Genomic DNA, 16347 nt, shown 5'->3' on the forward strand with positions numbered 1-16347 from the left:
CTGTTCTTCTCATCGCTGCCAGAGGATGTGGGCGGCTTCGAGAGGAATCATGCTCCCGGCGAGGTGCGGTATCACGCGCGCCGTATAGTCGGCGGCCGTCCTTGCTGCGCTCGCCCGGGCGAAGTAGACGTAGCCGTTTTCCGCGCCTACCAGTTTCGGGCCGCATGTCATTTCAAGACGCACGGGATCGCCGTCGACGGTTCGTTCCGCATACAGCTCGACACGCACATCATCCGGGCTGAGGCCGTTCAGATAAACCTGAACCTCAAACAGATGCTCGCTCTCGTCTGTCGTAACCGCCACTTCGCCGAAGCGAAGATTCTTCCATTTCCTTGTCACGTCGCGCAGCCCGTTCACCAGTTCAACGGCCGGCGCGCCCCTGTCGGCGGCGCGTTCCCGGAAGGCAGCGGCAGCGGGGATATAGTATTGTTCCGTGTACTGACGCACTGTCCGGTTGCTGGAAAAGTACGCCGTCAAGCGTGCCATGCTCTCGCGAATACGCGCCATCCAGGCGGTCGGTATGCCCCTGGAATCCCGGCAGTAAAACTCAGGGATCACTTCCTGTTCCAGGATCGTGTACAGCGCTTCGGCTTCGGCGGCATCCCAGGCCGGGTCGCTGTCGTGTTCGCGGCCGTCGCCCAGCGCCCATCCCGCTTCGGGCGTATAGGCTTCAGCCCACCATCCGTCCAGCTCCGACAGGTTCAGCCCTCCGTTTGAAAGCACCTTCATGCCGCTCGTCCCGCATGCCTCCCAGGGACGCCGTGGGCTGTTGATCCAGACATCCACTCCCTGGACCAGGCTTTCCGTCAGCAGCATGTCGTAATCGCTCAGAAAAACGACGTGTCCCCCGGCTTCCGGGCGTCGGATGAAATGCATCCATTCCTGGATCATGGCCTTTCCCGCCTCGTCCTCCGGATGGGCCTTGCCTGCAACGATAAGCTGCACCGGGCGTTCCGCAACGGTGAGGATGCGCAGCAGCCTTTCCGGGTCATGCAACAGCAGATTCGGCCTCTTGTAGGTTGTAAAACGGCGCGCAAACCCCAGTGTCAAGGCGTTCGCATCAAAGATGTGCCGCGCATTCCCGATTTCCCCGGCGGTTGCGCCTGAGGCGGCCAGCTGCCTGGAAAGCCGCCTGCGAACGAAATCGACAAGAGATTTGCGGTTATCGGCGCGGAGCTGCCAGAGTTTATCCTCCGGCACGGATCGTATCTTTTCCTCCAGGTGCTCCGTTATCCCCAGCCAGCGCTCCTTGCCGCAGAACTCGGTCCAGAGGCCATCGGCCTCTGCAGAATCCCAGCTCGGCATGTGAACGCCGTTGGTCACATGACCCACCGGCACTTCGACTTCCGGCCAGCGTGGGAAGAGAGACTGAAAGATGCGCCGGCTCACTTTCCCGTGCAGACGACTCACTCCATTGATCGCGCCGCTTCCGCGTATGGCCAGGTATGCCATGTTGAAATCTTCGGCGGGATCGTCCGGATCGAGACGGCCCAGGGCCAGAAGATCCCGCAGGGGGATTCCCAGATGGTTCCGTGCGTAATCCCCCAGGTAATGTTCGATGATCCGGGGATTGAAATGATCGAATCCGTCGGCTACCGGCGTGTGGGTCGTGAAGAGATTGCCCGCCCTTGTAACGGCCAGCGCCGTTTCAAAAGGTTGCCCTGTCTCTTCCATGAAGATGCGCGCCCTTTCCAGGACCGCAAAGGCTGCGTGCCCTTCGTTCAGTTGGCAGACATCGGGCTTGATACCGAGTGCTTCGAGCAGTCGCCAGCCACCCATCCCGAGGACGATTTCCTGTCTCAGGCGCTGCTCCGGCCCCCCGCCGTAAAGCTCGCCGGCAACACCCCGATAGGCGGGAAAATTCGCCGCGTCATTGGTGTCCAGCAGATAAAGGGTCACTCTTCCCACCTGAACCTGCCAGGCTCGCAGCCAGAGCGGATAACCGGGAAACATGATCTCCAGCCGCAGCCATTCGCCGTTCGGCTCACGCACCGGCATGACCGGCAGTTGCCCGGGGTCGTTGTAAGGGAAGAGGGCCTGCTGCTCGCCGTGCATGTCGATCACCTGACGGAAATACCCCTGCTGATAGAGCAGTCCCACACCGATAACCGGCACGCCCAGGTCGCTGGCCGCTTTGAGCTGGTCGCCGGCTACATTTCCCAACCCGCCGGAATAAATGGGAAGCGCTTCACTCAACATGAATTCCATGCTGAAATACGCGACGGAAGTCAGGGCGTCCAGGGGATACTGTTGCTGAAACCAGGCTGGGGCCTCCGCCTCATGGCGCCTGGCGGCAGCCAGGTCGTCGACCTTTCTGCGAAAGACCGGATCGTCCAGCGTCCGCTGGAGCTGCTCCCGTGAGACGGTTTGCAGAACGACCCAGGGATTGTGGGTGAGATCCCAGAGATCTGGATCGAGTTGGTTCCAGATTTCATCGGCGGCATGATTCCAGGACCAGCGCATGTCCAGCGCCAGCTCCGCCAGCGCATCGAACCCTTCGATCCCGGTCGGAAAGAAAGCATGTATGGGACTTCCTGCTCTTTTGATTCTGTCCATTTTTCCCTCTCTCTGTCTGTTCAGGAAACCTTTTCGGCATCAGGGGGATGCCGCTGCTTTACTTCACTGCATAACGGCGGAAGAACCACTGCTTCATCCCTTCCACCACGATCAGGTAGGCCAGAAGAATGGCCGTCAGGAAAAGGAAGAAGAACGCCGGCGGAGTTACAAACCCGAGACGCGCGCCGGCAGGGGTGAACGGCAGCAGGATGGCCGCCGCCGCCACGGTCAGGGAACAGGCGATCAGCCAGGGGTTGGGGCGGCTTTTAAATGGATTTCTGCGGGTGCGGATCACAAAGATGACCAGCAACTGCGTCGCCATGGATTCCATAAACCATCCTGTATGGAAAAGCGCCTCCCCCGCATGGAAGACCGCCAGCATGACATAGAAAGTGAGAAAATCGAAGATTGAGCTGATGGGGCCGATAATCAGCATGAAGTTGCGGATGAAGTTCATATCCCAGTTCTTTGGATGGTTCAGGTAATCGTCATCCACGCGATCCAGCGGAATCGGGAGTTCGGAGACGTCGTAAAGAAGGTTGTTGAGAAGGATCTGCACCGGGAGCATGGGAAGAAAGGGCAGAAAAAGTGATCCCCCGGCCATGCTGAACATGTTGCCGAAATTGGAACTGGTGCCCATCATGATATATTTCATGATATTGCCGAAGGTGCGCCGTCCTTCCAGAACTCCGGCATGGAGGATGCCCAGATCCTGCTTCATCAGAATCATGTCTGCTGCTGACTTAGCCACGTCCACGGCACTGTCCACGGATATGCCGACATCGGCCGAATGAAGGGGCGGGGCGTCATTGATGCCGTCGCCAAGATAGCCTACGACATGGCCCCGCCGTTTAAGGGCGAGGATCACCCTGTTTTTCTGAGCGGGAGTCATCCGGCAGAAGATGTTTACTTCATCCACTCGCGCCATGAGTGCCTGATCGTCGAGATGCTGGATTTCCGTTCCGGTAAGCGCCCCTGTCACGTGAAGGCCGAGTTGTGCGCAGACATGCCGGGTCACGGGTTCATTGTCGCCCGTGACAACCTTGACGGCAACCCTGTCGGCGGCAAGTCCTGCCAGAGCCGTTCTTGCACTTTCCTTCGGCGGGTCGAGAAATGCCGCATATCCCGCGAACAGGAGTTCCGTTTCATCGCTTACCGCGGCATGCATGTGGTCCATTCCCACCTGCCGTGAGGCGATTCCCAGCACTCGGAACCCCTCTTTGCTGAGTTCTTCATATTGCCCGTTGATCCGTTCACGAGACACTTCATCGAGGGGATGGGGACCGGCTTCTCCATCCGCTTCATAATTGACGGAAAGGCTCAGGATGTCTTCGGGAGCCCCCTTGACGACGATCAGCCTTGTCGAGCCATTATCAAGGAGCACGGAAACACGGCGCCGCTCGAAGTCGAACGGCACTTCATCGATCTTGCGCCAGCCGCTCGCGTCGATCTCCCTGTGCTCCAGGATGGCGTCATCCAGAGGGCTCTTCAATCCGGTTTCAAAGAAGCTGTTCAGGTAGGCCAGTTCCAGAACACGTGCACTCTCGCGGCCGAGGGGATCCACGTGACGCTCAAGATGGATGCGGGCCTCCGTCAGGGTGCCGGTTTTGTCGGTGCAGAAGACATCCATGCTTCCGAGATTCTGTATTGCCGCCAGCCGCTTGACGATCACTTTATTGGCCGCCATGCGCAGCGCGCCTCGCGACAGCGTCACGGAAACGACCATGGGGAGAAGTTCCGGGGTCAGTCCCACGGCCAGAGCCACGGCAAAGAGAAACGATTCGAGCCAGGGGCGGTGAAAGAAGGCATTGACCAGAAGGACAAACAGAACCAGTAAGATGGTCATCCGCATAATGAGGAGGCCGAAATGGCGGATTCCCTGCTCGAAGGCGGTGGGAGGAGCCTCGGCAAGAAGGGTGTCGGAGATTCCGCCGAGTTCCGTATCCCGTCCTGTGCGGCAAACCATGACTTTTGCCGATCCGCTGATCACCGATGTTCCGGAGAGAACGGAATTTCCGGCTGCGAGGATATCGGTCTCCCCGGGTATTTCCGATGGGGCCTTCTCCACGGGGAAGGGTTCACCCGTGAGAAGCGCCTGGTTGACAAAGAAGTCCCTTGCTTCCAGAACCCGGCCATCGCAGGGAACCAGGTCTCCGGCAGCGAGGAGAACCACGTCGCCCGGCACCATTTCCGCCGTTGGGATATCGATCGGTTTTCCTTCCCGCAGTACCTTTCCACGGACCGCCACCGACCGGCGCAGACGTTCCGCCGCCTCTCCCGCCCGGTATTCCTGAACAAAATCGAGGGTCACGCTGATGAGGACGATGGCGCCGATAATGAAGAAGCTGGCGGCGTCTCCAGTGAAAGCTGAGACAGCACTGGCGACAAGGAGAATGATGACCAGGGGATTGCGGAACTTGGCCAGAAATTGAAAAAACAGCGCACGTTTGCGCTCCCCGTGGATCAGGTTGGGGCCGAAACCGGCCAGTCGGGCAGACGCTTCCGCATGGCTCAACCCTTGATGGCTCGATCCAAGCTGGTCCAGGAGCGTCGCCATGGGGAGCTGCCAGAACCGCGACGCCGATTCAATATTGACTGTGGATAGCGGCATGGTTGACCGGTGAATCCTTTCCGGGTGATGGCCTTCCTCAGGAAAGCAGCCGCAGCACCTCGCCTGCCTTTTCGAGAATCTCGCTTCCCTTGAGGCCGGGCATGGGGATGTAAATTTTGCAGTCCGGTGTCAGACGCAGTCCCTTGAGCTTTTTGCGGGCCAGAGAAAGAATCCGTTCCGGCTCCACGGGAGTGTCGGCGCTGAAGAAGAGAAACATCTGCTTCGTGTCGTAGCCCATCTTTTTTACCCGGATCGCCTTCAGGCGGTTGCGGAGCCGGATGACCTCGAGGAGGTTGGTCACTTCCGGCGGCAGGTAGCCGAAGCAGTCTGCCAGCTCGTCGCGGATTTCTTCCAGTTCCTCATTTGAATCGGCCATGGAGATCCGCTTGTACGTGACCAGCCGCCGGTGCACGTCTGCCATGTATTCTTCGGGGATAAAGGCGGGGAGTCCCAGATTGATTTCCGGCACGATTTCCTCCTCAGGTATGGTTTCTCCCTTGATTTCCCGAATCGTCTGCTCCATCAGCTCCGTGTACAGTTCATAACCAACGGCGGACACATGGCCGGACTGCGAGGTCCCCAGCAGATTGCCGCCTCCCCGGATTTCCATATCGCTGGAGGCGATCCGGAATCCGGAACCGGGTTCCGAAAAATCCATGATGACCTGCAGCCGTTTCTGGGCGTCCCGGGAAAGGAGAACCCCTTTGGGAACGAGGAGGTAGGCGTAAGCTTCCTCGCTGGATCGTCCCACCCGTCCCCGGATCTGATAGAGCTGGGCCAGGCCGAAGCGGTCCGCCCGATTGACGAGGATCGTATTCGCCGTGGGAATATCCAGCCCGGAACCGATGATGGTCGTGCAGACCAGGACATTGCACTCCTTGCGTAGAAATCGGCCCATGACGTCCTCGATTTCCCGAGGCTTCATCTGCCCGTGAACGACGCCGATGTCCGCTTCCGGAACCAGCTTTTCCACCAGGCGGGCCATCGTGTAAATCGACCTGACCCGGTCGTGGAGAAAGAAAACCTGACCGTTGCGGGCCAGTTCCCGCCGGATGGCTTCCCGAATCGTTTCCTCGTTGAATTCCAGGACATAGGTCTTGATGGTCTGCCGGTCCTCGGGTGGGGTATTGATGATGGACAGATCGCGGATTCCAACCAGGGAAAGATGAAGGGTCCGGGGGATCGGCGTGGCCGTCAGGGTGAGGACATCGACGAGGGTCCTGAGTTTCTTCAGCTTTTCCTTGTGGGCGACCCCGAAACGCTGTTCCTCGTCAACGATCACCAGCCCCAGATTTTTAAAGGTCACATCTTTCTGAAGCAGCCGGTGCGTGCCGATCACGATATCAACCTGGCCCTTGCGGAGTCCTTCCAGCACCGACGACTGCTCCGCCTTGCTCTTGAAGCGGTTCAGAGCCTCGATGCGGATGGGATAGTCCTTCATGCGGCTGCTGAAGGTCTGGCAGTGCTGTTCCGCCAGGATGGTCGTGGGAACGAGAACGGCGGTCTGGCGGCCGTCCATGGCCGTGCGGAAGGCCGACCGCATGGCCACTTCTGTCTTGCCGAAGCCCGCGTCGCCGCATATCAGCCGGTCCATGGGCTTTGCGCTGTTCATGTCGGCATGGATATCTTCGATGGCCCGGGCCTGATCGGGCGTTTCATCGTAGGGAAAAGCGGCGCTGAATTCTTCATAAACCGCATCAGGCGGCGCGAAGGATCGCCGTTCCATGACCTCCCGGGCGGCGTAAATGGCGACCAGTTCCTCGGCGACTTCCTGGATGGATTTTTTGACCCGCTCCCGCACGGTGTCCCAGGACGTCCCGCCCAGCTTGTCGACCTTGGGGACATAGCCCTCGGGACCGATGTAGCGGGAAATCTGATCGAGGCGGTCTATGGGAAGGTAGAGCTTGTCGCCGCTCTGATAATTGATGAGAAGGAAATCGTTCTCGATGCCGCCGACACTCAGTTTCTGCAGCCCCTGATAGAGGCCGATTCCGTGTTCCTTGTGGACGACGTAGTCCCCCTCTTTCAGATCGCCGAAAGAGCGCAGGAAGTATCCTTCCCGGGCGGACCGGATACGCCTTCCCGTTATCTTTTTCCCGAAAAGCTCCTCCTCGCTGATCGCAGCCAGTTTCAGATCGGGGAAGAGAAAACTCCGGCTCAGCCGGCCTTCCCGCAGGCTCAGCACGCCGGGTCCCGAGTGAAGAAAGGCTTCGCTGATCAGGGATCCTTCCGGCGTCCGGACGGGCAGCTCATAGTTTCCCAGGAGATGACGCATCCGTTGCAGGTCTTCCTTGCCGGAACAGAGGAACGCCACCAGCATGCCTTCCTGCAGCCAGCGGCGGATGTGCTCGACCAGAGGGGCAAGCAGGGTTTCCTCGCCGCCGGGTCCGCGGTGAAGATCGCCCAGTTCCGGGTCCGTTGCCAGGGGAAGGGGAAGGGATTCATACTGGGAGGCTTGTGTTTTTTCCCCATTTCCGGAAGCATATTCCGTCAGGCGGCCGAGAGCGAGGCCTTCCAGTATCATCCGTTGAAACCGGCGCAGATCCTTTATAAAAGCATCCTTTGTTACGTAGGAGGCTTCCCGTTCCAGATAGAACTTGCCTTCCCGTTCCGCCTTCAGCAGACAGCGGTCAATCTCGTTTTCGATTCTTTCCCCTGCGTTTTCGATGGCCAGGGCGTCATCGAGCACGACAAAACAGTTTCCGGGAAGGTAATCGAAAAAGGTTCCCAGCCGGACCGCTTGTGTGGCCGTTGCATTCTCCGTTGGGGAATCCGGCGAAGTCGGGGCCAGGGACTCATAGAAAAGAGGCAGGAAGAGGGGATTGAAGGAGGTGGACAGACCGGCATCGATCGTTTCGGACAGCCGGTCGCGCACATTCCGGGGAAGTTCCAGGGCGGCAGCCCGGTAACGGATGTTCTGCAGCGCCCTCTGACGGCGTTCTTCAGAGAGGATGACCTCCCGCGCGGGGGACAGGACAAAGGCCTCCCGCCTGCCGGTGGAACGCTGGGATGCGGGGTCGAAGGCGCGCAGGGATTCCAGATCGTCGCCGTCGAACTCCAGGCGGAGCGGGGAATCCTCCAAAGGAGGAAAGATGTCCAGGACATGCCCCCGCAGACTGAACTCCCCTTTGTCCTCCACCAGGGTCATCCGCTGATAACCGCCGGCAACCAGCTTGGCAACGAGTTCATCCCGGGGAACCTCGCTGCCCGGAGCGAGAATCTCCAGGTAGGCGTCAAGGATGCTTCGCGGGACAACCTTCTGCATGAGGGCCTTGAGGGAGGCGACGATTACAGCCGGTTCGTCTGTCAGCAGGCGGGCCAGAACCTCCATCCTGACCAGCTCGACGTCCCGCTGGAGGGCGAACATGTCCGTTGTCTGGATATCCCAGGGGGGATAGAGGAGAACCTTGCCGCTACCGAGAAAGAGGGAAAGATCCTGAAAAGTTTCCCTTGCCTCTTTCTCCGTCGGGCTCAGGACGACAAGGGGCCTGCCGAGTTGTTCCGACAGCGCCGCGATCAGAAAGGCATTGGCCGATCCGTGAAGCCTGTTCACGGACAACCGCTCAACGCCGCCTTCTATTCTTTCGCGAAGCATGCGGAGGACCGGAGCGGCCGGTCCTCGTTGGAGGGATATGATTTTTCTCAATTCATTAACGTTCGGCTCAGGAGTTCCGGACAGGAATTCCTGTCAACCTGCTATCCTGCAAATTTCATCATCCTGTTCAGGATGGAGTGCCGGTGTTTAATCTCCATGACCGGCAAGGGTTTAAGAGTGCCTTACCGCACGGCCAGCATCCGGTCCAGAGCCCTCTTTGCGGGGATGCGGATCGCTTCAGGCACCTTGATCACCGGGGTCATTGTTTTCAGGGATGCGAGAATGTTCTCCAGCGTGATCAGTTTCATCGTCTGACAGACAAGACTTTCCGATGGGGAAATGAAAATCTTTTCGGGATTCTGCTTTTTCAGCGGGGTCATGATCCCGATTTCCGTTCCGACAATGATTTCCCGGACATCCGTTTTCCGGCAGAACTCGATCATCGCGGACGTGCTGCCCACAAAGTCCGCCATCGCCACGACCGCCTCGTTGCATTCCGGATGGGCGATGAACAGGGCGCCGGGATGTTCCGCTTTTGCCCGGGCGACCTCCTCGGGCAGGACGAAATGATGGAAGGGGCAGTAGCCTTCCCAGGGGATGATCTCCTTATCCGTGAATCTGGCGGTGTAACGGGCCAGGTTGCCATCGGGGATCATGAGGATCTGCCGGGCATCCGTCAGGCTGTTGACCACCTTGACGGCGTTGGCCGAGGTGCAGCAGATGTCGGAGTGCGCCTTGATCTCCGCGGAGGAATTGATGTAGGTGACGACCGCGGCGTCGGGGTATTTTTTTCTGGCCTCTGCCAGCGATACGGGTGTTATCTTGTCGGCCAGGGGGCATCCCGCACCCAGATGCGGCAGAAGAACTGTCTTGTCCGGAGAAATGATGGAGGCGCTTTCGGCCATGAAATGAACACCGGCAAAAACGATGACATCGGCATTCGTCCGAGCCGCCTCGATGCTCAGGGCCAGCGAATCTCCAAGTATATCGGCAATTTCCTGAACTTCTTCCCGCTGATAATAATGCGCCAGCAGGATGGCGTTCCGTTCATGAAGCAACGCGCGGATTTCTGACTGCAGGTCTGATAAGCTCATAAGTCGCCCCCTCGATTTCTGGAAAATTAAACTCTTATATTTTGGAAATATAATATAAAAACCAACAATACAAGATGAAAAACAAACGATGCGACTGTTGACAGATTGGGGGAATTGGGGTAGTTACCAGAGCGGTTTGCAGGGCTGCAACCCGGAGTACCCGGATCAGTCAGAGATAATGGTTGACAGGCCGACCCCGTTTGGGGTTTAATGCCGCAGCTTTCAGACAACTTACAATTTTCCGCTTTTTCTTCCCCACGGAAGTGCCAAGGTCACTGGTGGGCCTCCCGGACTTCAAATCCGGTGTGGGGCGCTAAAACCGTCCCAGGTGGGTTCGATTCCCATGCACTTCCGCCATTTTTACTCAATTTTATTATCTTTTATTACTTGCTTTGGCGCCTACGGAGTGCCTACGCATTTTGATGATTTCGGCGACATGGATAAACTTGCCTGCAACGGGCAAGTTGGGGCTGGGCTGAACATTCAGCCATTTAAGCATGGCCAAATTCCTGATGGTATGAGCGACTTTTTCACTGTCAAGTGGGGGACGAAGTTTCTGTTTCCATTCGAGTACATAGGACAGGACATCGGTTTCGGCAGGTTTATTTTTTCCGCTTCTCGTCAATTCTTTTTCTGCAAACAGGACTGTCGAGACAATCTCCGCCTGCATCGTGTTCATCCGCACGAATAAATCGACCGTTTTTTCAATGATCGGCTCCCATTTCCTGATCTCTTTTTCATATGCCTTTCTGGCATCGGCGAATGTCTGTCCGGTTTCATTAAACCACAACACTTTTTCTTATATATGGACACGTCGCACCCTCAAAGTTTAATTTTAATTACCCTTATTCGAGGATGGCCTTCATAAAGGCATCCGCTGGGTCCGCATAGAAGACGATATTTACTTTTGTCGCCATTTCGTCTGGCAATTCTAGTAGTTGTCTTCGTGCCGAAATTGGCATGAGAATCTGGGCAGCTCCTTTTTCAACCCCTAACTCGGCGACGGCGACCGGGTTGGGGATCATTTCCACTGAACCTCCCAAATTGAGCGAGCCAATAACGATAAGCCTACCCTTCGTGCTCCTCTCCATCAAACTTCCACACAGGGCTATCAATAAGGGCAACCCCAAGCCATGTCCGGAATGGTCTGTATCCATCGCCCGCAACTGCACGGAAAACTCATGGCTGCGAGGGTCGCGATCCCCAACAAGAGACTTGGCCTGCGAGTAGAGATTTTGCTCTCCAAAACGGACGCTTTCTCGAAACGCCGGTGGAACGGGTGCATTAAGTATCTTCACTCCATTGCCCGGACCGCACGTTACTTCGATGCGATATAGAGATGGCGCTGCATCTTGTCCACCGGGGCTGATCGCCCATACCTGTCCGGGCGGCAATGGGTCCGCTTCGATCGCTTCATCGCTGTGTAGTTCAGGCGTCGATACGAATTGTTCTACTCCATCCATGCCCATAAAATAGCTGAAATGCGTATTTCGGAACTCTGTTTTCAGGCAACGCTTCTGTTGTTCTTTAACCCGGCGCCGTGCCTCCAAGGCAATCCGGATTATGAACTCAAGATCATCATCGGGTATTGACATATTCGGGTCGGGAAATAAAAGCTTGAGTAAACCACTGATGGTCTTATTGACCGCCTCAATATCCCGCCCACTCAGCGCGCCGCCCCAATGCGCCCGGCCTTGCAGTGCCGATATTCGCGTGCCTTCGCGTAACTTCGTCCAGCACTCGGAAAGGTAGTCCGTCACCAGACCGAAATGATTTGTAAGGTGGTCACTTGCCTTGAGCTTTGGGAAATCCCACCCGGGTGCATAGGCGTGAATGCGGTCCATAAAGGCCGTATCGTTGCGCATTTCTGGTGGCAGCGGGCTGAGCAAATGGCCGATTCTCTGCTGCTGCTCCACGTCCACATCGAAGTTGCCCACCATCACGATGCCACCGGAAGCTCGAATGCTTTCCTTACCACGCGAAAATTCACCGGCCGCCATATAGCCTTTAAGGATGTTTACCCCATCTTTCTGGTCAAAAGAGATACCTGACACTTCATCGAAGCAAACCGCATCATATAGGCAGACAAGCCCCCGCTGACCGCTGGACATGTTTACGAACATCTTAGCAACTGTTGCTTTTCCGCCCGAAATCAAGTGCGAATAAGGTGATATTTGCTGGTACAGATGACTCTTGCCCGTGCCACGTGGGCCGAGCTCAACAAGATTGTAGTTACGCTCGACAAAGGGGATCATTCGCAGTAGCACCACCATCTGTGCCCGATCCGACATTGTCGCCGGTTCCAAACCTACAGAGCGCAGGAGGAAATCCTTCCACTCATAACTAGTAAAACTCTCGCGGCCTTTTCTCAGGGTTGCCAGGACATCCGACTTGGAAAGCTGGATTGCCCGCAGACTATCGATAGCGAATGGCCTGCCGTGTTTCTCAGCCGCAATGGCTGCATCGTAGGTCAGTGTTACTTCAGCATAGAAACCATCGGTCAGCATTCGCTCATGCTCATGCACTATCGCGTCTGCAATCCGGACGTCCCTGATTCCCAAACTTGGCAATTCAACCAGGAATGAGTCTGTCTTGGCATCGAGGCGCGCCTTGACAATGTCGATCAATTTTACTGAACCCTTCTCACGCGCCCGTGCCTTGAAAAGTTCCTGCTCGCTTGTGCGGACAGTGCGATCCTGCAGCTGACGTTCAACGATTTTCAATCCTTCGTCGATTTCCTGTGAGTCTACGGACGCGCAGTAACGTCCGAGCAGGAATTCCACAACGTAAGTCGGAACGGGGTACTGCCGGCTGTACCGTCTTACCAGGTCCTTGCGAACCAAATAACCGTCGAATGCAGATGCCGCAAGTTGGTCAAGATGGTCGAGTTCTTTCATGCTATCTGTCACCTCCGACGGTAGTAGCTTCTTTGCAAATGACGCGTCCAGAAGCATCGACAATAACCAGGCTGACCGTTGTTCCTTCAAGCGTGTCGTCAGCGACCAGCAGCGCCGCCTTTCCATGGGCATCCAGACGTTTAAGGCCAGAAATGCTTGAACTGGCAACGCTTGGTTTCGTCCGCAGATCCGCCATTATTCCTTCCGCCACTGGTTCAACCTTTACTCGGCAGCGTTGGTGAATCCACTGAATTTCACATACCTTGACGATCAACTGAGGCGATTCCATCATGGCAGTAAAGGTAAGAATCGGAACCATGCACTCTTGCAAGCTCACGCCGCCATGTGCATACTCCTGCCCGGACACAAAGCAGTAAGCCCCTGGCGCATGGGCGAATTGTTCATGCGAGTTCCATGACCAGCCGGAAACCGGTGCTTCTACATGCGATGTATCCTTAATGGCTGCACACCGCGACCATCGGCTCTCGGCAAGGTACTTTTGTAGTGGTGCTTTGGGCATTCCGCCAGGCACGAGCAGCCAGCCGTGATCGGTTACTACGACCACCCGTTTCCATCCGGCTTCCAGTAGCCCTTGCACTCGCTCGAACAGAAGTTCTAATTGGTCTTCGATCATGGTTGCCAGCTTTACCTGGAGATCGTGTCCGAGTTTGTCAAACTCTCCGTACTCGGTCCACCCTCTGGCGTCCTGCGTTAGAGGGTCTCCTGTATCAACCTGCCCTAGTATCTGGAAGCCAGCATCTGAAAGCAGCCGACGAAAACGATCCGTAGTCAACGTCTCGCCGGTTTCCTTCAATTCTGGAGAGAAGTCTTCCCTCATGTGACCGCCGCTTAACTTCCCGGCAATAGGAGACGTTGCCGGCTTGGCTGTTGCCGTTACTGTGGGAAGTGAAGCCCAGCGCCAAGTGACAGACACTTCAATGTTCCGCTCGCTGGCCATCGCTGCGAGTCGCTGTCCTATGTCAAACCGCAGCCCATCGGCAAACAAGATGCATTCATGTGTGTTAACTTTGGCAACTTCCTGTTGTTCCACTGAAGGCAACGACTTAACCGAATGGCATTGTTGGAAATGCCTGGTCGTGTCCTCCAGCCAAGGCAGATAAACGCATCTTACTGCTGTCTGGACGGCTGTGGTATCTTCCGCCGTCTTCACACAAGCCAAGGATCGAAGCATTGCATCGTCAGCGAGATATCCACCCTCGGCATAAAGTCTGGCCATGGCATCGACCGATTCGCCACCAAGCGTTACTTCGGTCCGTTTGGCCACGGCTGCCAGATGCTCCATGGCATTGGCCAGCGGACTCATGCCCAATCTAGCCCATACCCAGTTACGACGTACTCCATGCTTGACTTCCAACTGTTCCAGTTGTTGTCGAGCTTCGTCGGGACTCATCGCGCTTGTCTTTAATAGAGCACTCCGAAGTTCATTTTCCATGGATTCATTCTCATCCGGCCATGAATCTTTATCAAAGATCAATTTTCCCGATGGCTTAGAGCGTCGCAGGAGCTCCGGAACTCTCGGATAGAACGCCGGCGCCTCCACGAAACGTTCCCAAACGCCATACCATGTGCCCTCGCGTATCCCGAGCTTTTCGCCGGCTACAATGTCTCCATCTGTTTCTGGATTAAAACTATAGTCCTGTCGGCAGCGATTGCGAAATGCCGCCCAGGTTCCTTGGTCCAACTCCTTACGCACCCCATCCGGGTCATTCAGCCAGCGCAGCAGATCGCGGGTTGGGTCGCCAATCATCAACCGGTCGAAGTCCTCAGCCTCCAGTCTTTTGTTTCTCAACTGCTTTACCGGCGTTACTGACAATTTCGACAAAGCGCCCCGAATCGCCTGGAGTGTAAGCCTGTCCCCAGCCACATCCAAACCCATCCCCCCATCTTCACTAATGAGGAAAGCAAGAACTGTCCAGTCCTTGCCGTTTTTCTGCGTCCAGACCGTACCGCGATACTGAAGCTCCACCAGTGGCTTAAGCCCGTCAGGGCATTCCTCGACGGCCCGAAGTGTCTGGCGGCTCACACCCGGCATGTAAATCACAGGCGTTGCATCGTCCGGCCATTGCAGGTCTGTGAATTTCTCTTTCCGAACCACTGGCTCGATCACACACCGCAACCAGATCGCTGGTCCGGTGCGTGTCTGTGGATCGTACTCACCAAGTGTCAGCAGTCCTGGCATGAACCTTCGAAGTTGTTCAACCACCAGTCGCCACTGCCCATCCGTGTCTGTCCATAGAACGGCTGCCGGAGCAACCATGTCACCGGGATTGTACCGTGCAGCGTGTGCCAGAGAGGCCAAGACAGACTCTATCAGGGTCGTTTCATCTTTCATTTGCTTACTCCAGCGGCAGGAATGATCGTTTTTAAATAATCATCGGTTTCTTCGAATATTGGGTCCTGCCCGGTCATTTTGCGGACGAGAGGGATAACCTTATTCCTGATACCCATGCCCCGTGCATCCACATATCCATAATCACGCAGGATATCGACAAGAAGAGGATTACGTGGCGATCGCTGGCCCGCGATCATCTTTTCGATCGTCATCGTATTAGGCAATGGACCAGGGCTGGTCAGTTCAAGCCGATCAGCGTAGATAACCAGTTCAATGTCGGTAAAGCGCGTCCAGTCCCGGTGAGCGACTGCATTCAGCAGGACTTCCCGGATAACTTCCCGGGAGAAGCGCTGCGATACCTCTTTACGAAAGGCCACATTAATTTTACTGCTTTCTTCTGAAATAAAGGGCTGTATGATTGAATTAACTATTTCGAGAAGCCCATCAGCAGCTTGAACCCGTCCGTTTTCATTGGACGTAGTCCACAGGGGAAGAATAGGAGCGTCTATAACCCTGTCGTAGAGCGCATGGTAAGCCTTTTCGCTACCTTCGAAAATCATAATCCGAATGCCGGCCTGGCGTAAAAAACTTCGCGGAGCGAAACCAAAAAGCAAAAGCCCAGCAATCGTGCAGACAGGAATGCCTCCAGGTCCGCTGGTCATGAAGCCAAGCGCCATAAGACGTTGAGACCATTCAGTATCTGATTTGGGCAATATGGCGTCCTGCAAGATATGTTGTAGAAAATCGGTGATACGTTGACGGTCAAGCACGTTAAGGCCAGCGCCGGAAACTGGCAGTAATTCGGTATGAAGTATGCCGCCCATTTCGTGCAAGCGTGCCTGCTGTTCCCGGGTAGCCCGCCGTGTTGTGGACCCCACGCGGATGAAGATTTCCTCTCTACCCTCATGTCTGAGAACATAAGGTTTGCTAGGTCCTTCTGAAATGGTCACTACAGCCACACGTTTGCCATTGTCTAACACCACCTCTTCGTAAAATGGCAGAAGCATCGGGTGGATTTTGGTGGCTAAGATATTCATTACCCATTCCTCGGTCTTCGGACGTTGAATTCCGGTAATTGTTCCGTCGTCGTCAACGCCAAGTAAGAGCCGTCCCCCTTTCAGGTTGGCCATGGCAACGATTTCCCGCGCAATTTGTTCCGGGCGTACATCATCCCGCTTGAATTCAATACCTGAATTTTCACCGGCCGCGATGATCTCCAAAAGTTCAATCTTAAGCATCAG

General features: G+C 56.1%; 8 protein-coding genes and 1 tRNA gene. 1 reads left to right on the forward strand and 8 read right to left on the reverse strand.

The genetic code is table 11. The features are described 5' to 3' along the window. Positions 1 to 9 precede the first annotated feature (9 nt). The 4 genes from glgP to nadA form a co-directional block, all read right to left on the reverse strand. Positions 10 to 2556 (reverse strand): alpha-glucan family phosphorylase, encoded by a 2547-nt coding sequence (gene glgP / locus SYN_RS04230; protein WP_011416805.1) that lies wholly within the window; start codon positions 2554 to 2556, stop codon positions 10 to 12. A gap of 58 nt (positions 2557 to 2614) precedes the next feature. Beyond that, entirely contained in the window at positions 2615 to 5167 is a 2553-nt protein-coding gene (gene mgtA / locus SYN_RS04235; RefSeq protein WP_011416806.1) for a magnesium-translocating P-type ATPase, read from the reverse strand. 37 nt (positions 5168 to 5204) lie between these two features. After that, positions 5205 to 8762 carry a transcription-repair coupling factor gene (mfd, locus tag SYN_RS04240; RefSeq protein ID WP_041585372.1) on the reverse strand — a complete coding sequence of 1186 codons (3558 nt, stop codon included), beginning with the start codon at positions 8760 to 8762 and terminating at the stop codon, positions 5205 to 5207. A 182-nt stretch (positions 8763 to 8944) separates the two neighbouring features. After that, positions 8945 to 9856: a quinolinate synthase NadA gene (nadA, locus tag SYN_RS04245; protein WP_011416808.1), complete on the reverse strand. Its 912-nt coding sequence runs from the start codon at positions 9854 to 9856 to the stop codon at positions 8945 to 8947. Between the two features lie 259 nt (positions 9857 to 10115). Here nadA and SYN_RS04250 point away from each other — a divergent pair. Then, a tRNA-Sec gene (locus SYN_RS04250) sits at positions 10116 to 10213 on the forward strand. A gap of 16 nt (positions 10214 to 10229) precedes the next feature. Here the strand turns inward: SYN_RS04250 and SYN_RS04255 are convergent. The 4 genes from SYN_RS04255 to SYN_RS04270 are packed head-to-tail and all read right to left on the reverse strand — an operon-like array spanning position 10230 to position 16344. Further along, positions 10230 to 10646, reverse strand: coding sequence for a hypothetical protein (locus SYN_RS04255; protein ID WP_041584702.1), 417 nt, complete (start codon positions 10644 to 10646; stop codon positions 10230 to 10232). A gap of 55 nt (positions 10647 to 10701) precedes the next feature. Then, positions 10702 to 12753: a protease Lon-related BREX system protein BrxL gene (brxL, locus tag SYN_RS04260; protein ID WP_011416810.1), complete on the reverse strand. Its 2052-nt coding sequence runs from the start codon at positions 12751 to 12753 to the stop codon at positions 10702 to 10704. A 1-nt stretch (position 12754) separates the two neighbouring features. Continuing rightward, a complete protein-coding gene (gene pglZ / locus SYN_RS04265; RefSeq protein ID WP_011416811.1) occupies positions 12755 to 15106 on the reverse strand; it encodes a BREX-1 system phosphatase PglZ type B in 2352 nt (783 codons plus the stop codon). Further along, positions 15103 to 16344, reverse strand: a complete 1242-nt coding sequence (locus SYN_RS04270; RefSeq protein WP_011416812.1) for an RNA-binding domain-containing protein — start codon at positions 16342 to 16344, stop codon at positions 15103 to 15105. The genes pglZ and SYN_RS04270 overlap by 4 nt, the downstream gene beginning before the upstream one ends. Positions 16345 to 16347: the final 3 nt, after the last annotated feature.

This window comes from Syntrophus aciditrophicus SB (assembly GCF_000013405.1).
Classification (GTDB): domain Bacteria; phylum Desulfobacterota; class Syntrophia; order Syntrophales; family Syntrophaceae; genus Syntrophus; species Syntrophus aciditrophicus.